Origin of the sequence: Sphingomonas kaistensis (assembly GCF_011927725.1) — a bacterium.
Classification (GTDB): Bacteria; Pseudomonadota; Alphaproteobacteria; order Sphingomonadales; family Sphingomonadaceae; genus Sphingomicrobium; species Sphingomicrobium kaistense.
This window is the reverse complement of record NZ_JAATJC010000001.1, coordinates 168,301-189,653: the sequence shown is the minus strand read 5'-3', so window position 1 is coordinate 189,653 and position 21,353 is coordinate 168,301. Positions and strand designations below refer to the sequence as shown.

16 protein-coding genes, 1 tRNA gene and 1 pseudogene are annotated in these 21,353 nt (G+C 67.7%); 10 read left to right on the top strand and 8 right to left on the bottom strand.

The features are described 5' to 3' along the window. Positions 1–10 precede the first annotated feature (10 nt). Positions 11–466: a Saro_0803 family transcriptional regulator gene (locus GGQ97_RS00905; RefSeq protein ID WP_168067218.1), complete on the top strand. Its 456-nt coding sequence runs from the start codon at positions 11–13 to the stop codon at positions 464–466. A gap of 91 nt (positions 467–557) precedes the next feature. Beyond that, the gene (gene ligM / locus GGQ97_RS00900) at positions 558–1,961 is read left to right on the top strand and encodes a vanillate/3-O-methylgallate O-demethylase (RefSeq protein WP_168067217.1); all 1,404 of its coding nucleotides are present in this window, start codon (positions 558–560) and stop codon (positions 1,959–1,961) included. Positions 1,962–2,004: 43 nt separating this feature from the next. Here the strand turns inward: ligM and GGQ97_RS00895 are convergent, their stop codons facing one another. After that, on the bottom strand, positions 2,005–2,859 hold the full coding sequence (locus GGQ97_RS00895; protein ID WP_245197787.1) for a methylenetetrahydrofolate reductase: 855 nt from the start codon (positions 2,857–2,859) through the stop codon (positions 2,005–2,007). A gap of 92 nt (positions 2,860–2,951) precedes the next feature. On the opposite strand from GGQ97_RS00895, the gene GGQ97_RS00890 reads away from it, so the two are divergent. Beyond that, positions 2,952–3,131, top strand: a complete 180-nt coding sequence (locus GGQ97_RS00890) for a hypothetical protein (RefSeq protein ID WP_168067215.1) — start codon at positions 2,952–2,954, stop codon at positions 3,129–3,131. A 37-nt stretch (positions 3,132–3,168) separates the two neighbouring features. On the opposite strand, the gene GGQ97_RS00885 is transcribed toward GGQ97_RS00890, so the two are convergent. Both GGQ97_RS00885 and GGQ97_RS00880 read right to left on the bottom strand, forming a co-directional pair. Further along, positions 3,169–5,904 carry a TonB-dependent receptor domain-containing protein gene (locus tag GGQ97_RS00885; protein ID WP_168067214.1) on the bottom strand — a complete coding sequence of 912 codons (2,736 nt, stop codon included), beginning with the start codon at positions 5,902–5,904 and terminating at the stop codon, positions 3,169–3,171. Positions 5,905–5,906: 2 nt separating this feature from the next. Beyond that, positions 5,907–7,637, bottom strand: a complete 1,731-nt coding sequence (locus GGQ97_RS00880) for a CocE/NonD family hydrolase (protein ID WP_168067213.1) — start codon at positions 7,635–7,637, stop codon at positions 5,907–5,909. A 232-nt stretch (positions 7,638–7,869) separates the two neighbouring features. Here GGQ97_RS00880 and GGQ97_RS00875 point away from each other — a divergent pair, with 232 nt between their 5' ends. From GGQ97_RS00875 to GGQ97_RS00860, 5 genes and pseudogenes are all read left to right on the top strand, one after another. Continuing rightward, on the top strand, positions 7,870–8,343 hold the full coding sequence (locus tag GGQ97_RS00875) for a Csu type fimbrial protein (protein WP_245197786.1): 474 nt from the start codon (positions 7,870–7,872) through the stop codon (positions 8,341–8,343). Continuing rightward, positions 8,344–8,655 (top strand): annotated as a pseudogene (locus GGQ97_RS14690) (fimbria/pilus periplasmic chaperone); the annotation flags it as partial. It abuts the gene before it with no gap. A gap of 88 nt (positions 8,656–8,743) precedes the next feature. Continuing rightward, on the top strand, positions 8,744–9,040 hold the full coding sequence (locus GGQ97_RS14225) for a fimbrial biogenesis chaperone (protein WP_245197784.1): 297 nt from the start codon (positions 8,744–8,746) through the stop codon (positions 9,038–9,040). Positions 9,041–9,197: 157 nt separating this feature from the next. Continuing rightward, positions 9,198–11,426: a fimbria/pilus outer membrane usher protein gene (locus GGQ97_RS00865; RefSeq protein ID WP_168067211.1), complete on the top strand. Its 2,229-nt coding sequence runs from the start codon at positions 9,198–9,200 to the stop codon at positions 11,424–11,426. Continuing rightward, entirely contained in the window at positions 11,423–11,908 is a 486-nt protein-coding gene (locus GGQ97_RS00860; RefSeq protein ID WP_168067210.1) for a Csu type fimbrial protein, read from the top strand. Before GGQ97_RS00865 ends, GGQ97_RS00860 begins: the two co-directional genes overlap by 4 nt. Positions 11,909–11,927: 19 nt before the next feature. Here the strand turns inward: GGQ97_RS00860 and GGQ97_RS00855 are convergent, their stop codons facing one another. The 4 genes from GGQ97_RS00855 to GGQ97_RS00840 form a co-directional block, all read right to left on the bottom strand. Beyond that, entirely contained in the window at positions 11,928–13,235 is a 1,308-nt protein-coding gene (locus GGQ97_RS00855; RefSeq protein ID WP_342448413.1) for a PQQ-dependent sugar dehydrogenase, read from the bottom strand. Further along, complete coding sequence (locus GGQ97_RS00850; RefSeq protein WP_168067208.1) at positions 13,232–13,657, bottom strand: DUF2231 domain-containing protein; 426 nt, start codon at positions 13,655–13,657, stop codon at positions 13,232–13,234. The genes GGQ97_RS00855 and GGQ97_RS00850 overlap by 4 nt, the downstream gene beginning before the upstream one ends. A gap of 175 nt (positions 13,658–13,832) precedes the next feature. Next, entirely contained in the window at positions 13,833–15,104 is a 1,272-nt protein-coding gene (locus tag GGQ97_RS00845) for a surface lipoprotein assembly modifier (protein WP_168067207.1), read from the bottom strand. Between the two features lie 9 nt (positions 15,105–15,113). Next, the gene (locus tag GGQ97_RS00840) at positions 15,114–17,549 is read right to left on the bottom strand and encodes a transferrin-binding protein-like solute binding protein (RefSeq protein ID WP_168067206.1); all 2,436 of its coding nucleotides are present in this window, start codon (positions 17,547–17,549) and stop codon (positions 15,114–15,116) included. A 416-nt stretch (positions 17,550–17,965) separates the two neighbouring features. Between GGQ97_RS00840 and GGQ97_RS00835 the strand changes: the two genes are divergently transcribed. Further along, positions 17,966–18,466 (top strand): biliverdin-producing heme oxygenase, encoded by a 501-nt coding sequence (locus tag GGQ97_RS00835; RefSeq protein WP_168067205.1) that lies wholly within the window; start codon positions 17,966–17,968, stop codon positions 18,464–18,466. Continuing rightward, the gene (locus GGQ97_RS00830; protein WP_168067204.1) at positions 18,459–21,038 is read left to right on the top strand and encodes an HWE histidine kinase domain-containing protein; all 2,580 of its coding nucleotides are present in this window, start codon (positions 18,459–18,461) and stop codon (positions 21,036–21,038) included. Before GGQ97_RS00835 ends, GGQ97_RS00830 begins: the two co-directional genes overlap by 8 nt. Positions 21,039–21,163: 125 nt before the next feature. On the opposite strand, the gene GGQ97_RS00825 is transcribed toward GGQ97_RS00830, so the two are convergent. Then, positions 21,164–21,250 (bottom strand) — tRNA-Leu (locus tag GGQ97_RS00825). Positions 21,251–21,353: the final 103 nt, after the last annotated feature.

The window sequence follows — 21,353 nt, the reverse complement described above, 5'->3', positions numbered from 1 at the left end:
GGAGCGACGGGTGAGCGACGAGGTGACATTGCCGGAAGGGCTGGGGGCGATCGGCGACATCCTCGGCTTCCACATCCGGCTCGCGCACGGCGTCGTGTACCGGCATTTCACCGATACGTTCAGCGACCTCGACCTCACGCAGAAACAGGTGTCGGTCCTGTGGCTGGTGCACGATCATCCGGGCATGGCGCAGGCCGACCTCGGACGGTCGCTGCAGATGGACCGCGCGACGGTGATGGCGATCGTCAACCGGCTGCAGGGCAAGGGGCTGGTGGTACGCGGCGCCTCGGCGGTCGATCGCCGCCGCCAGACCCTGACCCTGACGGGCGAGGGGGACGCCGCGCTGGCGCAGGCGCGCGCTGCGATCGAGCAGCATGAAGCCTGGCTCAAGGATCGCTTCTCGCCGGCCGAGGTGCGCACGCTGATCGATCTGCTGTCGCGCATCCACCAGAGCGGCGGGGCCTGATTCCGTCGCAACCGCGGCACGCCGCCGCCCGTCGGATATTGTATGTATCACCTACAAATGTCATGGTGCTCCGGTAAGTGAGGAGATCCCCATGGCGACGAATCTGGAACAATTGCTTCAGGGTGCCGGCAATCCGGTCGAGATGCTGCGCAACTCGCAGCTTGGTGCCTATGTCTATCCGGTCGTCGCGGCCGAGTTTCACAACTGGCGGTCGGAGCAATGGGCGTGGCAGCATAGCGCCGTGCTGTTCGACCAGTCGCACCACATGGTCGACCTGTTCATCCGCGGAAAGGATGCGCTTCGACTGATCAGCGATACCGCGATCAACTCGACCAAGAACTTCCGGGTCAACCAGGCCAAGCAATATGTGCCGACGACGCCTTACGGCCACGTCATCGGCGACGGCATTCTGTTCTACCTCGCCGAAGAAGAGTTCGTGTACGTCGGCCGCGCGCCGGCGGCGAACTGGCTGATGTTCCACGCCGAGACCGGCGGCTACGACGTCGAGATCGTCAAGGACGACCGAAGCCCGTCGCGGCCGATGGGCAAGCCCGTCAAGCGGATCAACTGGCGCTTCCAGATCCAGGGCCCGAACGCCTGGTCCGTCATCGAGAAGCTGAACGGCGGCCCCGTGGAGCAGCTCAAATTCTTCAACATGAGCGAGATGAACATCGCCGGCCGCAAGGTCCGCACGCTGCGCCACGGCATGTCGGGCGCGCCGGGGCTGGAAATCTGGGGTCCGTATGAGGAGCAGGAGGAAATCCGCGCCGCGATCCTCGAGGCCGGCAAGGAGTTCGGGATCGTTCCGTGCGGCAGCCGGGCCTATCCCTCCAACACCCTCGAATCCGGGTGGATCCCCTCGCCCCTGCCTGCGATCTACACCGGCGAAAAGCTGCGTAGCTATCGCGAATGGCTGGGCGAGGACAGCTATGAGGCGACCGGGTCGATCGGAGGCAGCTTCGTGTCCGCCAACATCGAGGATTATTACCTCAATCCGTGGGAGCTGGGCTACGGGCCGTTCGTCAAGTTCGACCATGATTTCCACGGCCGCGAGGCGCTGGAGCAGCTCGATCCGGCCAGCCAGCGGCGCAAGGTGACTTTGGCCTGGAACCCCGAGGACATGGCGGCAATCTTCCGTTCGATGTTCGAACCGGACGAGACGCCCTACAAGTTCTTCGACCTGCCGCTCGCCAACTATGCCTCGTCCAATTACGACGAGGTGCGCGATGCCGCGGGGGCGCAGGTCGGCGTGTCGATGTTCACCGGTTACAGCTACAACGAGAAGACCGCGCTCAGCCTCGCGACGGTCGATCCCTCGGTCGAGATCGGCAGCGAGGTGACGGTGACGTGGGGCGAGCCCGACGGCGGCACCCGCAAGACCACGGTCGAGCCGCACCGCCAGATCAAGGTTCGGGCGACGGTCAGCCCGGTGCCCTATTCGCGCGTGGCGCGCGAAACCTATCAGCAGGGCTGGCGGACCGAAACCGTCGCCTGACGCCTCTGAACGGGCGCCGCACCGTCACTGGTGCGGCGCCCGTTCAGGCCAATTTCTTTCGATAATTGCGGATCCACGCGGCGGTGTTTTCAATCCCGCCGAAGGGATAGAAGTGCAGGCGCACGTCGCCGTGGATCGCCGGGTCGAGGCCGGCGGCGAGATCCTCGATCAGCCGGTCGGGGCCGGCATTGCCCAGCAGCCGGGTCATCGACAGGCCATAGCGGCTCATCACCTTGGCCGAGGCGCCGACCCCGCAGCGGGCGGCGAAGCGGAGCAATGTCTTGACGCTGGCGGGTCCCGGCACGCCGACCCGGATCAGCGCCTGGATGCCCTCGGCGCGCTGATGGGCGATCCACTTCAGCACCGGCCCGGCATCGAACGCGAATTGGGTGACGATGGCGAAGTCATGGCCGCGCTCCTGCAGCGCCAGGCGCTTGTCGCGGCCTGCGTCCCACAATTTGTCGCTGCCAATCTCCGGGTGGCCTTCGGGGTAACCCGAGATGCCGACCCGGGTGACGCCGTGGGCGGCGAGCAGGTCCGACTGGATCAGAGCCAGTGCATCGGCGAACGGGCCCATCGGCTCGGGCGGATCGCCGGCGACCACGAACGCATGATCGATCGCCGCCTCGCGCTGGAGGGCGGACAGGAAGCCCTCCAGTTCCTCGCGCGAGTGGATCCGGCGGGCGGAGAGGTGAGGGATGGGGATGAAGCCCAGGCGGCGCACGGTGGCCGCCGCGCTGACCCGCGCCTCGAACGTCTCGTTCGGCAGGAAGGTCACCGGGATCTTGGTGCCCGGCGGGATCAGCGGCGCGGCCCGGACCAGGTCGTCGGTGTCCTTGGCGGTAATCTCGATCGACCAGTGATCGAGCAGCGCCCGGGGATCGATGCCCGTTGCCATGCGACCTGACGATGCCATCACCTGCCTCCAGCAAAACCGTATGCCTTACGTACGATCTTGCTGGGGCCGGGTAAAGCCGTTAGGCATCGGTCATGGCTCAGGAGCGCAGTTTGTCGGAAGGCGAGATGCTCGACCGGATGGCCCGGGCGATCGCCTGCGTCCGTACCGGTGCACCGCCGCGCGGCGATCTTCAGCAGCACCGCTACCTGCTGGAAGCCCGGCAGCGGTGGCGCGGCCTTCGCGCCGCCGGCCTGGCGCCGTCTTACCGCTAGGAGTGGCGGGGGCGGCCCGCAAGCCGCCCCGTCGCGCTCAATATTTGGCCCGGATGGTGACCGCGAGCTCGCGGCCGATCGGGCTTGCCACCGTGGCGTCATAGCCGCCGCTGCCATTCCCAGACGGCGCCAGGTTCACGTACGGCGGCTTGATGTCGAACATGTTGCGCACTTCCGCCCCAAGCGTCAGCCCCGACAGCATGCCCGAACCGTCGCGGCCGCCGATATCCCACGAGATGCTGGCATCGATGGGGGTGTAGCTCTTCACCTTCTGCGGGATGGCGACCGCATTGTTGGTGTAGCCGTTCACGTGCGTCGCCTGGACGTAGAGCTTGATCGGATCGAGGTCCCACGAGATCGCCCCGCGGGCCTTGAACTTGAGCGGGAAGAAGATCGTGTTGCGGCGATCGATCAGCGGCGCATTCTCGGTGATCGCGACCTTGTAATGGGTCAGGTAGGTGCCGCTGAGATTGAACTGGAACGTCCCGACAGTGTCGGTCGGCAGGGTATAGTTGGCGACGAAGTCGATGCCGCGCGTCTCGGACTTGCCGAGGTTGTTGTTGCGGCCATCGACGAACAGGGTGACGTTGGTCGGGAGCGAGCCGACCACGCCGATCCCGGACGAGATCAATTGCGCGACGCGGGTTGCCGCATCGGTCCCGCGGAAGATGATCCCGGTGCCGGCGAACTGCTGCTCGCGCGACAAAATGGCGAGGTCGGACAGATAGGCTTCGACCTGGTTGGTATAGTCGACATTGAAGTAAGTGGCGCTCAGCCGGAGCCGTCGGCCGACGTCCACGTCCGCGCCGACCGACCAGGTGGTCGCCTCCTCCGGCTTGAGGTCGAGGTTGGCGCCGGACAGCGCCACGCCGACGATCGGGGAGCCGGAGGGGTTCTGGTAGGTCTGGACGAAGAGATTGTTCGAGTTGCCGTAGATCTGGGAGATCAGCGGCGCACGGAAGGACGTGCCGTAGCTTCCGCGCAGGGACACGCCCCGGGTCGGCGACCAGGTCACGCCGACCTTGGGGTTGGTGGTCTTGCCGACGTCGCTGTACTTGTCGTGGCGCAGGGCGACGTTGACGTCGAGCTTCTGGAAGCCCGCCATCGCATTGTCGGCGCTGAAGATGGGAAGCAGCAGTTCGGCGTACACCGAATCGACCCGGCGCTGGAACTTGCGGAACACGATCGGGGTGCCGGTGACCCCGCGGGCCGAGCCGAGGCTGGTGCGGATTTCCTGGCCTTCGTAGCCGGTCGCCAGCTTCACCCCGCCGCCGGGCAACTGAAACAAGGTCCCGTTGAGCCGCGCCTCATAGCCCTGGAATTTGTTCAGGGTGGGGGCGAGGAAGATGCTGTTGCTGATCCTTTCCAGCGTCGTCGAGGAGGTCCGGCCGAGGCCGTACGGATCGAACGCCAGCGCCGGATCGCTGCTTGCGAGCGCCGCGTTGAGATTGGCGGTGGTGACCCCGCGATAGGTGTTGGACTGGTCGTTGCCGCGGCCGAGGCTGAAGATGCCCTCCGCCTCGAAGTCGCCGAACAGCTTGACCCGCACCCCCGGCGTGATCTGCCAGTTGGTGGCGCTTCCCGGGTTCCGGTTGATCGGCAGGTCGTTGATGAAATTATAGGCGATCGTGTAGCTCGTTCCGGTGAAGCCTGCGGGACGCACGAAGAAGGCGTTGGTCTGCGGCACCGTCAGCGTCGCCGCCTGGGAGGCGGGCTGGCGGACGAACTTGCGCTTCGAATAAAAGCCGTCGGCGAACAGCGTGACGCGATCGCCAAACTCCTGCGTGAGGGTCATGTTGCCCGAATCATATTGCTGCTCGGGAATGAGGTCCTGCCCGATGAGATCGTTGCAGCGATTGGTCGTTCCGGCGATCAGCGAGCCGGCGTTGGCCGGGGTCAGGCCGCCCGCCGGGATGGCGTAGGTGACCCCGCCGGCGGTGATGGTGCCGGGCGCGCAGCGCGTCACGCTATAGTCGTTGCCGCCGAACGCGCGCTGGTCGGAGCGGAAGAAGCTGCGGTCGTCGCCGCTGAGGTTGGAGCGGTAGACATGCTCGTAGGCGACCATGAACTGGCCGGTCGTCCAGCGCTGGCCGATCGCCGCGCCGACCTGCCACTGGTTGAAATCGTCGGCGGTGCCGTAGCGTCCGGTGAGCTCGATGCCGTTCAGCGAACGGCGCGGGATGAGGTTGACCACGCCTGCGACCGCGTCCGACCCGTAGATGGCCGACGCACCATCGGCGACGACCTCGACCCGCTCGAGACCGAGGGTCGGGATGGCCGAGGGGTCGAACGAGCGGCTGTTGTTCACCACGCGATGGCCGTCGACCAGGATCAGGGTGGCATAGGGGCCGATACCGCGCAGGTTGACGCTGTTGCCGTAGGTGATGTTGCCGTTGCCGCCCGACTGGCCGCGCGAATTCTCGCTGACGCCGAGGTCGAACACCTGCGGGATCTGCTTGATCAGGCGGTCGGTGGTAACCGCGCCCGAGGCGATCACGTCCTCCCGGCCGAGCGAGATGACGGTCGAGCCGACCGGCGCGGCGCCGCGCACCCGGCTTCCGGTGACGACGATGTCGGGTGCGACGTCTGCTTCGGTGACCGGGGTCGGGCCGGCGTCGGCGGGCGCGCCGCCGTCCTGGTGCGGCGACAGCGGCGTGACGGGCGCGGCGACCGGCGGCTGCGGCGCCGGCGGTCCGACGGGCGCGGTCTGCGCCACGGCCGGAACCGCGAACAAGGCAGTCGTCGCGAGAAGGGCAACGTGGATGGTCTTCATGGTCAATTTCCCCCTGTTCTGGCTGGCTGCCACCGAGGCGCGGCAAGAAAGGGAAGATCGACACGCGATCCTCCCGCTCCGCCGGCCAGCACGTCGATTACAGGTGCTGGATCGGTTTTCAGTTCAGCCAGGTTGCGTTGACGCGGATCAGCCCCGGTCAGGGTGACCCGGATGCGGTGTCCGGCGGCAAAGGTGTAGGCGCGCGGCGACAGGCTGAAGGCCAGGTCGGCGGGCACGCCGGGAACCATCGGCGTGACGTCGCGCCGGAGGCCCGAATGATAAGGCAGGTCGAGCCGGCGATAGGGCGGCGCCGACAGCTTGCGGTGCGACGCGGCAAGCCGGCCGTGCGAGATGACCTTCGCCTTGCCATCGGGGGCGACATCCTCGACATAGGCGAACAGGATGCCGTCGGCGCGGTCGATCGCCGCCCTGATCCGCGCGATCGGATAGCCCTGCATCACCGCGGGCGCGGCGAGCGGCGGGCTGGTCCAGGCCGGGCCGTAGCCGGTCAGCGGCGCCGGCCAGAAAGCGAAATAGGCGTCGGTGTTGAGGTCGTAGCGAACCCGGAAGGGCGTGGTCGCCGGGCGCGACGGACGTGATGCAAGGATCAACCCGCCCGACAGATAGAGCGGCAGGCGAGCCACCCCTGCGCCAGGCAGGCGATTGGAGCGGACCAAAGTGCCCGAGGCGCCGTTTTCCTGCCACCATGTGTAGCGCGGCTCACGCTCGATGCCGTTATTGGTGCCACGCAGATAATGGTCGAAGAAGCGCCGCTGCTCGCCCGCGATGTCGAACTGGCTCGGCGCTTCGCAATGGCTGCCGGGGCCGACGATCAGCTTGCCCGGGATGTTCTCGGCGGCGAGGATCATCTGCTCGGTCGGCTCGTCCTCCCAGTTGCTCCAGAAATACCAGGCAACCTTCGGATCGCGCAGCGCGGGGAGGTGGGTGTAGGGCCCGACCTCTTCCCAGAAGCGGGTCCCGACCAGCGGCGAAACGCTGTCGCGATAGGGCATCTGCGCCCACAGCCTGGCCATCGGCGTGTTGGCGGCATGTTGCGCAACGGCCTGCCTGAGCAATGCGCCGCCGGCATCGCCGTCGACCGGAACACTGGCCGCGTCGACGCTGAGCGGCTCGTCGGGCCGGGTGTTGAACTGGGCAGTGATGCCGCCGTTGCGGACGAAGCTGTACTTGTCGAGATCGGTGGCGGCGCTGAATACCGCCCTCACCGCAGGCGGCCGGGTGCCGGCGATCAGCATGGTCGTGCCGCCCAGATAGGAGCAGCCGGTCAACCCGACCTTGCCGTCCGACCAGGGCTGGCGCGCCACCCACTGGACGAGGTCGTGGCCGTCCATCGCCTCGGTCCGGTCGAGGAAGCCGCGGCGGGCGCCGAACGACGCGCCCTTGCCGCGCACGTCGGCGATGACCACCGCATAACCGGCCTGGACGAGCTCGCGGAAGCCGAAGATCTTCTGGTTGAAGGTTTCCTCGATCTTGCCGTCCTTGAAGTAGCGGGCGCGGTAGGGAGTGAAGGCGAAGATGGTCGGGTGACGTGCGGACGAGGCGGCGGCCGGACGATAGATGTTGACCGCCAGTCGGGTCCCGTCGCGGACCGGGACATAGAGCGATTGGCGCTGGACCCGCGGGTCGCCAGGCTGGGCGGAAACAGGCGCGCACGCGAGCAGCGACGCGGCCAACAGGCCGCCGGTAAACCGGATGGCGCTCCTCCTCGGCACAGATCCTCCATCTGCGGGCAGCCCATCGCTGCCGGGGCTTAGCTTATCCAGTTACATCGGAACTTCAACAGTTAGTTTTCCACCCCTTCCCGTGATTTAGGCGTTCGGACCGGCAGGGTCGGGCCGCTAGTTCGATCCGCATCGGTGTGATCGGAAAGCCGGTGTTGAGGCATGCGGTTTACTTGGCGTGAAACCGAAGGAAAGCCATCATGTACCATTAAGCATATCCTTTTTGGGACTATCCGCCGTGCTGCTCTCGGTGGCGCAATCCGCCGCTGCCGGGTCCACGCAGACCACGATGAACGTGTCGGCGACCGTGCAGAACAGCTGCCTGGTCAGCGCCTCGCCAATGCTGTTCGGAAATTACGACCCGGTCGGCGCGGCGGTCACCAACGGGACCAGCGCGATCACGGTGACGTGCACCACGGGGACCAACTTCGTGGTCGGCCTCAACGCCGGCAACGCCGCCGGGGCGACGGTCGCGGCACGGCAGATGTCGAATGCCGCGCACCGCCTGAACTACAGCCTGTTCAGCGATGCCGCGCGGTCGAGCAACTGGGGCAATACGCCGGGCCTCGACACGCCCGCGACGACCACCGCCACCGGCTCGCCCAGCGTCCTCACCGTCTACGGGCAGATCGCGGCGAACCAGAATGTGCCGGGCGGCGCTTATGCCGACACGGTCACGATCACGGTTTCCTACTAGATGCGCCGGCGGCCCGGTCTGCCGAGCCTTGCGGTGCTGGCCGCCGCGGTCTTGGCCGCAGGCGTCCCGGCGCAGGCGGCGAAGATCGCGGTCATCCCGATCAGGATCGAGCTTGCCCCGAGCGCCAGATATTGTTCGCTGCACGTTAGCAACCAGGGCGCGGAGCAGGTCGCCATCCAGGTGCGCGGCTTTGCCTGGTCGCAGGCGCCGGACGGAAGCGAGCAGCTTGGTGCGGCCGACATCCGGGTCAATCCGGCGATCTTCGAACTGGCGCCGGGGGAAAAGCGGCTGATCCGCTGCAGCCTGCCGGCGCACGGCGGAGCCACTGAAAGCGCCTACCGGCTGCTGGTCGACGAACTGCCGCGGGGCACACCCGAGCCCGGTACAATGACGCACCCTGTTGAGGCTCAGCCTGCCGCTCTTTCGCAAGCCGGCGGGGGCCGCGCCGTTGCTGCAATGGCAGGCCGGCGCCGACGGAACGCTGGACCTCATCAACACCGGACAACGCCATGCGGAGGTCGGCAGGCTGGTGGTGAGCCGCGCCGGCCGGTCGCCGGAAACGCTGGGACGCGGCTTCTATCTCCTTGCCGGAACGCGCCGCAGCATCGCGCTCGCGCCGCTGCAGGGAGAGATCACCAAGGTCGAAGCGGTCACCGGCGAGGGCCAGGTCAAGGCCGTCCCCAAGCGCCACGATTAGCCTTGTGCCCGGCAAGCCTTGCCGAAGCCCGGCGTCGCCGCGAGGCCGGGTGCCGCGTTCCCTCCTGGCCGCGCTGACCCTTGCCTCGGGCTGTCATGCGGTCACTCCTGCTCATGCCGGTGGGGGTGAAGGCTCGTCCGTTTCCGAAGCCGCGGCCATGGCGCTGAAACCCGTCGAGCTGGTCCTGAACGGGCTTGCGCAGGACCGGCCGAGCCTTGCCGGCATCGTCGATGGCGAGCTGGTCGTCCTTCGTGACGATCTCGTCGCCCTCGGGCTGCTGGTTCCCGAGGGGATCGACGTGGCGATCGAGGGGCAGCGTTTCGTACCCGTCGCCGCGGTGCCGGGACTGGCCGGAAAACTGAACGATGACGAGGCCGCCTTGTCGCTGTCCGCAACCCCCGACGCATTCAAGCCGACCCTGCTCCAGCGGCGGGGACGGACGGCGTCGCCCGCCGTCGGACCGGTCGTGCCGATGGCGTTCCTCGGCTATGACCTGTCGCTCGGCGGCACCATCGGTGACTTGCGGGCAGGGGGCCTGCTCGATCTCGGCGCGTCGGGTCGGTGGGGTGTCGTCGGGACGACCGCGATCCTCCAGCCCGGTGCCGGTCGCCCGGTCCGCCTCGAGACCAGCGTGCGGCGCGACTTTCCCGGCCGGCGGCTGCGGCTGGTGTTTGGCGATACCTTCACCCGCGGCGGCGACTTCAACAATGCGGTGCGCTACGGCGGGGTCCGGATCGGCACCGACTTTTCGTTGGCGCCCGGCGAGATCACCTTTCCGGTGCCGGTGATCGCCGGCTCGGCGCTGGTGCCCTCGACGGTCGAGCTGCTCGCCGCCAGCGGCCGGCAATCGCACCAGGTCGGGCCCGGGCGCTTCCTGATCGACGCGCCGCCGACCATCAATGGCGCGGGCGAGGTCACCATGGTCATCGAGGACGCCACCGGAGCAGTCCGCCAGCTGAGCCAGAGCTTCTATTCCAGCGCCAAGCTGCTGCGCCCGGGCCTTGACGATTTCTCGCTCGAGGCTGGCGTCCTGCGCCGCCGCTTCGGCACGCGCAGCCTTGCTTATGGGGACCCGTTCGCGGCGGGGAGCTGGCGGCGTGGGCTGGGCCGAAGGCTTACCGCCGGGGCGCGGGTCGAAGCCAGCCGCGCCAATGCGATGGCGGGCGTCACCCTGGTGTCGACGCCGTTCGACCTCGCCGAAGTCGCGCTGACCGCGGCGGCGTCGCGCAATGCGCTTGGGGCAGGGCGCCAGTGGCGCGCCCAGTTCCAGCGCCGCGGCCGCCGCGGGGCGCTCACCGCCAGCTACCGGCGAAGCAGCGCGGCCTTCGCGCAGGTCGGTGAGGTCATCGCGGCCCGGCGCGGACACGGTCGCCACGAACTGAGCGCCACGGCAGGCCTGACCCTGCCGCGCGGCGAGGTCAGCCTGGCGCTGGTCGATGCCCGGTTGCGGGACGGGACCGGTTTCCAGCTGCGCACCTTGTCCTATTCGGTCACCCTGCGGAATCTCTACCTTTACGCCAGCCTGCGCTCGTCCCGCTTCGCGCAGGGCAAGGACAAGGGCTTCTTCCTGTCGCTCAGCCGTCCGCTCGGGTCCCGCGGAAGCGCCGCTTTCAGCGCCGAGCGGGGGCAGTTCACGACCAGCTTCCAGCACAGCGCGCCGAGCGACGGGGGCCTGAACTACGGCGCCGCCGCAACCCGTGGCCGTGGCGGCGACCGGTTCAACGGCTATCTGATCGCACGCGGCGCAGCGGGCGATCTCGAACTGCAGGCGGCCCGCTCGCCCCACGGCGTCGATCTTCGCGCCAGCGGCCACGGCGGACTGGTCTTCATCAGGAACCGGCTGATCCGCACCGCGCAGATCGAGAATGGCCTGGCGGTCGTCGATGTCGCCGGCGACCGCGCGGTGCAGGTGTTCCGGGAAGGGCGGCCAGTCGCGGTTCGCGCGGGCGCCGGGCGGACCGTGGTGCTGACCGGGTTGCAGCCTTATGCCCCGAACCGCATCGCCATCCGGACCGACGACCTGCCCCTCGACGTCGAGCTCGACGAGGACGAGCAGGCGGCGGTGCCGGGATTCCGCCAGGCGGCGATGGTCCGGTTCGGCCGGGTCAGCCAGTCGGCGCCGGTAACGATCCGGTTGGTCGACGAGGCCGGACACAAGCTGGCCGCCGGGCTCGACGTCTTCCTCGATGGCGCTCGCGCCGGGCTTACCGGGCTTGATGGGCTCGTCTTCCTGACGGGGGCGGGCAAGGGCGGCAATTTGAGCGTCGGCATGGCCGGAGGAGCGCGCTGCACGGTCCGGCTGCCAACCCGGCTCACGCCCTCGCCCGACGGCATTGCGGGGCCTTTGCGCTGCGTTTCCGCAAACAGGACCGGGGAGGTGAAATGAGCGGATCCGCACGCCTGCTCAGGTGGTGCCTGCTGGCGATCCTCGCGGCGATGCTGCCGGCGGCGGCGCAGGCCTGCACCCTGTGCTCCTGCACCACCTCGAGCACGTCGCTCAGCTTCGGGTCGTACAGCCCGGTCACGGCAAGTCCGACCGATGCCACCGCGCAGGTGTCGATCAATTGCACCGGGGTCGTGTCGCTGTTCGGACAGGTCGAGATCACCGCCAGCCCTGGCGCCTCAGGCGCTGCGCTTCAGCGAACCATGAGCCATGGCGGCAGCACCCTGCGCTACAATCTCTACGCCGACCCGGGGCGCACGCAGGTGCTGGCCGATGGCACCGGGGGCACCACCACCATCGCCACCCCGCTCAACGGCTTGCTGGTCTTCAGCACCTCGGCACCGGTCTACGGCCGGATCACCGCCGGCCAGTGGGTGGCGAGCGGTTCTTATGCCGACACGATCGTAATCACCGTTCAATACTGATCCGCTGGACGCGATCGGCTTACCGGGCGGAAGCGACCCGCGCCGGGGCTTGTACCGGGGTGACCCGCCAGACCGTGTTCGACAGGTCGTCCGCCACGATCAGCGCGCCGCGCGGATCGACGGTCACGCCGACCGGCCGCCCGAAGGTCTTGCCGTCCGCCTGCATGCCGGTCACGACATCGACCGGCGGCCCGGCCGGGCGCCCGCCGCGGAACGGCACGAAGATGACCTTGTAGCCGACCGGCTGCTCGCGGTTCCAGCTGCCGTGCATACCGATGAACACCCCGTCCGCAAACCGCGCGCCCATCGCCGCATTCGAAAAGGCGAGGCCGAGCGGCGCGGTGTGCGATTGCAGCGAATAATCGGGGCGCACCGCCTGATTGACCATCTCGGCCTTGAACGGCTGCACCCGGCGATCGGGGTTGGGCCCCCAGTAAGCGTAGGGCCAGCCGTAGAAGGCGCCCGCCCGGACCGAAGTCAGGTAATCGGGGACGAGGTTGGGGCCAAGCTCGTCGCGCTCGTTGACCACCGCGAACAGCTGCCCGCTGCCCGGCTGGACCGCAAGCGCGGTGGGGTTGCGGATGCCGGTGGCGAAGCGGCGATGGGCGCCGGTTTCGGCGTCGATCTGCCATACCATCGCCCGCTCTTCCTCGACCGACATCCCGCGCTCGCCGATGTTGCTGTTGGAGCCGATGCCCACGAACAGGAAGCGGCCGTCGGGGCTTGCCGCAAGCGACTTGGTCCAGTGGTGGTTGATCTCGCCCGGAAGCCGGGTGACAAGCACGGGCGGGCCGCTCGCCCGGGTCTGGCCGGGCCGGTAGTCGAAGCGGACCAGCGAGTCCTGGTTGGCGACGAACAGGCGATTGCCGACCAGCGCCAGGCCATAGGGAGCGTTGAGGTTTTCCGCGAAGACGGTGCGCCCTTCGTAGGTGCCATCGCCATTGGCGTCGCGCAGCAGGGTCAGGCGGTTGCCGCCCTTGACCGAGCTCGTCCCCTTGCGCTTGAAATAGCCGGCGATCAGGTCCTTGGGCCGGAGGATCGGCGCGTCGCCGCCGCCCTTGCCCTCGGCGACCAGAATGTCGCCATTGGGAAGCACCAACGTCTGGCGCGGGATCTTGAGGTCGGTGGCGATCGGGGTCACCTGATAGCCCTCGGGCACGGCCGGACGACGATCACCCCAGCCGGCGGGGCTGGCGATGGTCATGGTCGGGATCAGCCCGCGCTGCGGCTTGGGCAGGTCCGGCTGCGAGCCATACTGGCTGATCTCGGGGTCGCCGCCGCACGACGACAGTGCGAGGACAAGGGCGATAAGGGGAAGGCGCTTCACCGGACTGCTCCCGCGCGAAGGGTGGAGAAGCCCAGCCACACCGCGGCGAACGCGAGCAGGAAGGTGATGACGGAAAGGGTCAGGCCGGCCGGCATCGCCGCCCATGCATCCTTGCCGTGGACCAGCGCAGTGATGAAACCGACCACCAGGGTCGTGATCAGGGCCAGCAGGTAGAGGGCGGAGCGGGCGTCACGACGAACGTCGGCGCGCAGGAAATCGATCGCCGCCCACAGCAGCGCCGCCCCGGCGAACACCAAGGCGCCCGCGTTCAGCCAGGCGGCGAAATTGACCCACTGGACGGACTGGGTCGTCGAATAAGCCCAGTCGGCCAGCATCGCGCCGAGGAACAAGGGAAGACTGGAGGCGAGAAGTAGGGCGTGCACCGGGTGGATCACCCGTCGTGGCGCGGTCGTGCTGGCCATGAAGCCTCCTTGCGCATCGGCCCCGATCCCGACCGGACCGGCGCGGGGAGCCGATGAAAATGCTCATGCTCCGCCAAGCGAAGCACATCTGCCGAATGCAGGGCGCGGGGAGAGGGTTCCGTGGGCTGCGGATCGTTGGAACCGTAAAGGGGAAGGGCGAAAGGCCAGCGTTCCGCTAGAAGGCGCGAACCACGCCCGCTTCGATCGCATGGCGGCGGTAATCGTAGATGCCGATGCTGCTCCGGTTTCGCTCGGCGACCAGGCGAAGTTGCGGCGCGAAGCCGGCGACTTCTGCTTTCCTGAGGACCATGCCCAATTGGCCGCGAAGCAGCGTCTCGCGGCGCTTCTCCGGGTAGAGGAAAAGGCGCTCGTCGGCGGTCAGGCGGCTGGCGGACAGCGACAGCGTCAGGGTCAGCGATCCCGCCTCCTGGTAGCCATAGAGGTTGAGGCCGCGGGTCCAGTAGCTGAAGCCGGCGTCGCGCGCGGTGGTGCGACCGAGCGACAGGCTGGCACCGATCGCGCGGGTCGGCGCAAGCGCCCGGTCGAGCTGGAGCGCGGCACCGTGGTTCCAGCCTTCCTCCAGCCGGTTGCGATGGCGCGCAAGGCGGGCCGTGGTGGCGCCAAGCCGAAGCTGCGTTCTGGGACCGAGCGGTTGCAGCACGTCCGCCGCAAGGCCGGCCTGGTCGCTGAGGAAGTCGCCGCCGAACCAGCGCCGGGCACCCGTCAGGGCAAGGCTGAGGCGGCGCGGGCCGAGGGCGAGTTCGGGACCGGCCCGAAGCGACAAGGCGACGTCGTTGAACTGCTCCTCGCGGTAGAGGCTGGCCGACGTCCCGGAAGAGATGGTCAGGTTGTGCCGCCCAAGCCGCAGGCGAGCATAGACCTGGCCTTCGGCCCGCAGCCCGGTCCCGCTGGTTTCCCGCGCGTCGTCGTTGAGCGCGAAGTCGCCGATCACCGTGCCGAGCGTATCGCTGCGCGTGGCGCGGTTGATGTTGCTGTCACTGGCGAGGCCAAGCTGGAGCGACGCGCCGAACGGCTTGACCGAGCGAAGGGCCAGCGCCGAACGCTCCACCAGCAGCCGGACTTCGGGAGGAAGCGGGCCGGCGCTGATCGCCCGCAATTCGCGGCGGGCGGAGGACAGGTCGCCAAGCTCCGCCAGGAGCGAGGTGAGTTCCAGCCGGACCCGCTGCGCATCGGGCTTTTCGTCCAGGATCTGGCGCAGCAGAAGCGCCGCGTCCCGCTTGCGGCCCTGCTTTGCAAGCAGGCTCGCAAGGCGAAAACGGGCCTCGGTCCGGAGCTCGATGTCGGGATTGGTGGCCAGCGCGCGATAGGCGGTTTCCGCCTCGGCCTGCTGACCCGCCGCTTCCATCCTTGCAGCGACGTCGAACAGTTGCACAGGCGTGAGCTCGACCGCCTGGGTGGCTGCGATTGCAAGCGCGAGGGTGAGCATTTGCCTGCCCTAATTCTTCCTGCCCACCGTGATGCCCTGAAGCTCGAACCGCTGGCCGTTCGGGTCGGTGCCGCCGATATTCCAGTTGGCGCCGATCTCGGCCGCACCGGGTCCGTAGAAGCGGCCCATCAGCGATCCAAAGGTGCCCGGCGTGGACGCATTGCCGAAGAAGCCATTGGTCGCGACCTGCCCCGAATAACCAAAAGTCCCGATCGTGCCCGGGGTTGCGGTCGAACCGAAGGGTGCCCCGCGAAGCGCAAGGCTGCCGGTCCAGGTCATGGCGCCGAAGTCGATCTGGAAGGCACTCGTGCCGGTCACGTCCGTCGTCAGCGAGATCGGCTCGAACCGGCCCTGGCCGAGCACCAGGCCGGAGTAGTTGGCGACGCCGCTTCGCGGCAGGCTCGCGCCGGTGGTGGGGATGCCGTAGTGGAAGAGGAAGCGATCGGTACTGGCGAAGCCTGTCCGGTTGTAAGTCACCATGAAGTCGCCGAAGCTCGCATAGGTGAGTGCAAGGCGGGGATTGTTGGGCCCCGGATTCAACAGATAGCCGGTCAGTCGGACATCGCCCGACACCTTGTCGTAGCCGGTGGTGCCGTCCGGACCCATCGTCCGGTCACCGGTCCCGAGCGTCACGTCGAAGCCCCGTCCGGTCAGGTCGTAGGGCAACGTGTTGATGCGATAGCTTCCCGCCGCCGGATTGTAGGTCAGGTCGGTTTGCTGGTCGGAGGTCTGCCCGATACGGGCGGCACCGACGCTGAAGGTGGTGGTGACGCCGAGGTCGGTCAGACCGACTTCGGCGGCAAGGATGCTGTCGTCGCGCTTGCCCAGGATCGTGCCCGACGCCGCGCCGCCGGTGCCATCGGTGGCCTTGAAGGTCGCCCCAAGCTCCTGTCCCGCGGGGCCGAAGAGCTGGCCGGCGAAGGTGCCGGTGTAGGCGCCGACACCCGACAGGGTGAGCGATCCATTGAAGGCATTGGCACTGCTGGACAGCGTGCCGGTGCCGCTCAACTGGCCGTTGGCGGTGAACGCCGCGCGACCCGAGGTGAACCAGTCTTCGCGATAGTTGACGCCGCTGCTCAGGCTGAGCGCGCCGCTGCCGAAATTGACGCGGACCAGGCCGGTTCCGCTGAAGTCCATGCGGTTGGGATAGTCGCCGTCGGCGGCCGAGCCGGCGACGTCGATGACATAGGCGCCCTCGCCCGACCGGGGCACGCCTGCGGTCGCCGTCGGCATCCCGAAGGCGAACTGCTGCAGGCGAATGTCGAGATTGCTGGACTGCGGCACGTTGGCGCTGCTGATCCACTTGCCCGCGCGAACGTAGGTCCCCGTGCCCGACACGCTGAGCCTGTCGTTGGCGGTGCCGCTCAGCGCCATGAAGGACCCATTGACGACGTTGGCGCCGCCGCCGCGGAACACGACGCTGCGGTCGGGGGTGACCAGCGTGTAGCTTCCGCTGGCGGCATTATACTGGATGGTCAGCGGGGCGTCGGCGACCGTTCCGTTCTGCGGCGTCGTCGCGGTCTGGCGATAATCGAGACGGCTTGCGGTGGAATAGAAATAGTCATTGTTCCTGACCTCGGCGAACGACACGTTCCCGGGCTGGCCGTCGCGCCGGCCGAGGATCACCCCGCTCGCCGCGCCGGTGGCGCTTTCCTGAGCGGTCCAGGCGCCGCCCACTTCATCCGCGGCCGGTCCGAAGAACAGTCCTTCGATGGTTCCGGAATAGCTTCCGAACGCGTCGATGTTGAAGCTTCCGGTAAAGGAGTTGCTGGTGCTGGAAAGCGTTGCGGCCGAGCGGAAGGAACCGCTGAATCCGGTCGCCGGCGACATCGGGATGGTGCCGTTGGCGACCACCAGGCCGCGCGCGAAATCGACGTCGAGGCGGCCCGAGCCGGTGATCCCGAAGGGATTGGCCTGCGAGGTCACGTAGCCGATGAGGTCGATGGCGTAGGAAGCGGCGCCGGTGCGTGGCACGCCCGCGTTAGGAGTAACCGCGCCATAGACGCTGGATTGCGCGCTTGCGGTCAGCGTATTGCCCGACACCAGGCTCCGCTCCCAGAAGGCGCCGCCGACGTAGCGGTAGGTGAAGCGCCCGCTGGTGCCGGCCTTCGTCATGGTCAAAGTGTCGCTGTTCGCGTTGCTCGTGCCCTTGACGTAGACCGTCAGCGTGGAGGTCGAACGCGCTTGGTCGATGTCCGACGGCCCGAACACCAACGTCCGCCCGTTCGCGGTCAGCGTGTAGCTGCCGGACGCCGCATCATAGACCAGGTTCAGCGGCTTTTGCGCGATGGTCGAAGTGCCGGTGCCGGCGGCGACGTCCGCGGTCAGCGCGACTTCGGCATTGCGGTTGGTGAACGTCTCGCTGAGCAGCGGCGCGACGAGCGAGCTGTTGGTGCCGGTCGGGGGCGGGCTCGGGGTCGTGGGGGGCGTCGGCGGATTGGCCACGGGGGGAGCCGGCGTGCTTCCGACGCCACCACCTCCACCGCCGCAGGCCGACAGGGCGCACACGACCGCGACGAGCGGCAGGCGCCGAACCCCATTTACACGCATGATTTCCACTTCCCCCTGAAGCCCCGCTGCTCTGCGCCGGAGCCGTAACGAAAGCCCAGAATAGGCTTAGAATCAAGTTGCTTGTCGGTCACAGTTGAGAGTGCTGGCGGATGCGCGATGAAGCCGGCGTCGTCCCGTTTTAGTTGTCGCGACTGCGCCAGAAGCGGGGTGTTTGCCGCCATGTTTTGCAATTCCGTCCGCTTTGCTAAGGAGGTCGCTTGCTTCCTCGGCTGCCCCGGAGTCCTGTGCACGCGCGTCATCAATCTGCTCGCTTCCGGCTTCGGGAAGGCACTGCCGACAGTCATGAACGGGTGGACGCGCTGTTCTCCGCGGCCGACCTCTCAAGCCGCGAAGGCTACGGGCAATTCCTCGTCGCGCAGGCGGCCGCCTTTCTTCCCGCGGAAGCAGGCCTGGAGGCGGGCGGTGTCCACGACGTGCTGCCCGACTGGGCTCGCCGCCGCCGCTCGCAGTTCCTTGTCCAGGACCTGTCGGACCTCGGGCTGGCGGTCCCGGACGCAGCAGCGGCTCCGGCGGTTAGTGGCGGTCCGGCATTGCTGGGATGGGCCTATGTCCTGGAAGGATCGCGCCTCGGCGGCAATATGCTTCGCAGGGCGGTGCCGGCCGACATGCCGACCGCGTTCCTGTCCGACAGCTACCCCGAAGCCTGGCCGACGATGGTCGCCGCGCTCGACCAGCAACTGACGGAGCCGGTCGCCATCGGGCAGGCGATCGAGGCCGCCCGCACGCTTTTTGCCGTGTTCGAACAAAGCGCACAGGCTATGGTCGACAAAAGGATCACTGACGTTGCCTGATCAAGATCGTGTCGACCTAACCAATTGCGATCGGGAGCCGATCCATATCCTGGGGGCGATCCAGCCCGTCGGTTTCCTGTTGGCGCTGACGGCCGACTGGATCGTTGCGCGCGCTTCCGCGAACGTCGGCGATTACCTTGGTCGGTCGCCGGAGCAGTTGATCGGCGAACCGCTCGCCGGGTTGCTCTCCGCCAAGGTCATGCATGACCTGCGCAACCGGACGGCCATGCTTCGCGGCCCCGATGCGACCGAGCGGATGTTCGGCTGCGTCCTGATGGACGGGGGACAGTCCTTCGACATCTCGATCCATTTCTCCAACGGGCAGGTCGTCATCGAATGCGAGCCGGCGTCCGGAGAGCCGAGCGATGCCAGCGGAACCGTCCGCTCGATGATCTCCCGCCTCGACCAATGCGCCGATCTGCAGACCTTTTTCCGGGAAGGCGCGCGGCAGGTCCGGGCGCTGGTCGGCTTCGATCGGGTGATGGTCTACAAATTCGCGCCCGATGGATCTGGCGAAGTGGTCGCCGAGGCCGTGCGCGGCGGGATCGGCAAGTTCCTCGGGCTGCGCTATCCGGCGAGCGACATCCCGGTGCAGGCCCGCAAGCTCTACGAACGCAACCTCCTGCGGGTAATCGCCGACGTCCACGCAGTGCCCGTGCCGATCGTCCCCGCGCTGGACGAACATGGCACGCCGCTCGACCTGTCCTTGTCGACTTTGCGCAGCGTGTCGCCCATCCACATCGAATATCTCAAGAACATGGGCGTCGACGCCTCGATGTCGATCTCGATCCTGGTCGACGGCAAATTGTGGGGCCTGTTCGCCTGCCACCATTATTCGCCGCGCTGCCCGTCGTTCGAGCGCCGGTCGATCACCGAGCTGTTCGCCCAGATGTTCTCGATGCGCCTCGAAAGCTTCGAGCGGCAGGCGACCGTTCTCTACGAGCGGCGCGCCCGAGACATCTCCGACCAGCTGCTCGGCGCCGTTGCGTCGGACGAGACCTTGCTCAAGGATCCCGACTGGCTGGGGGACATCCTGACCAACGCGATCCCCGCCGATGGCGTCGGAGTCTGGATAAACGGGAGCTGCGCCTTTTCGGGTCTGACCCCCGAGGCGGATGATTTCCGCCGGATCGTCCGGGCGCTCAACGGGACCGCGTCAGGCAAGGTCTATGCGACCGACCAGATCTCATCGCTGGTCGAGGGCGCCGAGTCCTATGCATCGGCAGCCTCGGGCCTGCTTGCCATTCCCATCTCGCGGGCGCCGCGCGATTACGTGGTCCTGTTCCGCTCCGAACTGGTGCGCTCGGTGCGGTGGGCCGGCGATCCCCACAAGCCGGTGGAATATGGCCCCAACGGCCCCCGGCTGACCCCGCGCGAAAGCTTCGCCGAATGGCAGGAACTGGTGCGGGGACGCTCGCAGCCTTTCTCGCCATCGGAAGTGCGGGTCGCCGAAACGCTTCGCGCCACGCTGATCGAGGTGGTGTTGCGGCTTGCCGACGATGCATCGGCCGAGCGGCAGCGGGCAAGCGCGAGGCAGGAGCTGCTCATCGCCGAGCTCAATCACCGGGTGCGCAACATCCTCGGGGTGATCCGCGGCCTCATTCGCCAGTCCCAGCCTTCGGACCCGGCGGTGAAGGACTTCGTGGCGGTGGTGGACGGCCGGATCCACGCGCTCGCCAGGGCTCACAACCAGATCACCGACGATCATTGGGGCCCCGCACCCTTGCGCGCGCTGATCGATGCGGAAGCGCGCGCCTACATCGAGCCGAAGGAGCGGATCGTCGTTTCCGGCGAGCCGGTGATGCTCAATCCGCAGGCGTTCTCGACTATGGCGCTGGTCCTCCACGAACTGGTCACCAACTCGACCAAGTACGGAAGCCTGTCCGGCGAGGGCCAGGTGTCGATCGCGTGGGATCGCAACGAGGCGGGCGACCTGGTGCTGACGTGGGAAGAAAGTGGCGGGCCACCCGTGACGCCCCCGACCCGCCGCGGCTTCGGTACGACCATCATCGGCAAGTCGGTGCCGTACGATCTCGGTGGAACGGCCAAGGTCGACTACGCGCCCGAAGGCGTGACCGCCTCGTTCCGGATCCCCTCCCGCCACGTTTCGGAGCAGCCGAAAACGATTGCCGGTACGCCCATCCGCTACCCGCGGCCGGCGTACGGACATCCCACCGAACCGCCGGAGCCGATGCTGACCGGGCTGGACCTGCTGCTTGTCGAAGACAGCCTGATCATCGCGCTCGATGCCGAGGACGTCCTTCAGCGCCTCGGCGCGGAGAGCATCGCGACCGCCGGAACGGTTGAAGCGGCGCTGGACGCGATCGACGCCAATCGCCCGGCACTGGCGATGCTCGACATCAACCTGGGCGATCGTAACAGCTTCCCGGTCGCCGACCGGCTGCTGGAACTCGGCATCCCGTTCCTGTTCGCGACCGGTTACGGCGAGCAGGCGCAATTGCCGATGGAGCATCGCAACAAGATCATCGTCCAGAAGCCGTACACGCTCGAAAACGTCGCCCGCGCTGCCAGCGAACTGGTCGGGACAGGGCGTGGGGATGGCGAGCCGTAGCGCAACCGGAAGCGGCGCTCGCGCTCGTTCGTAACGTTTGTGGCGGGTCGCCGCGATCGCGCGCTGGGGCATGATGCGCCGTGCGCGGCGCTGCTAGGAGAGCCAGTGCCCCGCTCGACGGGAAATGGTGCCCAGGAGAGGACTCGAACCTCCACGACCTTGCGATCGCCAGCACCTGAAGCTGGTGCGTCTACCAATTCCGCCACCTGGGCACAGGAGCTATTCGCGAGAGGTTTCTCGCCGGTAGGAGGGCGCCTCTAGGGGGCGCAGCGCAGGGCGTCAACACCTCTCGCACCGCCTTGTCGCTTGGCCCAC

What these genes read in the sequence shown, in the direction of transcription:
- GGQ97_RS00865 (WP_168067211.1), top strand. Translation starts at nt 9,198, where the DNA reads ATGGCGCTGAAACCCGTCGAGCTGGTCCTGAACGGGCTTGCGCAGGAC.
- GGQ97_RS00890 (WP_168067215.1), top strand. Translation starts at nt 2,952, where the DNA reads ATGGCTCAGGAGCGCAGTTTGTCGGAAGGCGAGATGCTCGACCGGATG.
- GGQ97_RS00850 (WP_168067208.1), bottom strand. Translation starts at nt 13,657, where the DNA reads ATGGCCAGCACGACCGCGCCACGACGGGTGATCCACCCGGTGCACGCC.
- GGQ97_RS00860 (WP_168067210.1), top strand. Translation starts at nt 11,423, where the DNA reads ATGAGCGGATCCGCACGCCTGCTCAGGTGGTGCCTGCTGGCGATCCTC.
- ligM (WP_168067217.1), top strand. Translation starts at nt 558, where the DNA reads ATGGCGACGAATCTGGAACAATTGCTTCAGGGTGCCGGCAATCCGGTC.
- GGQ97_RS00845 (WP_168067207.1), bottom strand. Translation starts at nt 15,104, where the DNA reads ATGCTCACCCTCGCGCTTGCAATCGCAGCCACCCAGGCGGTCGAGCTC.
- GGQ97_RS00885 (WP_168067214.1), bottom strand. Translation starts at nt 5,904, where the DNA reads ATGAAGACCATCCACGTTGCCCTTCTCGCGACGACTGCCTTGTTCGCG.
- GGQ97_RS00895 (WP_245197787.1), bottom strand. Translation starts at nt 2,859, where the DNA reads ATGGCAACGGGCATCGATCCCCGGGCGCTGCTCGATCACTGGTCGATC.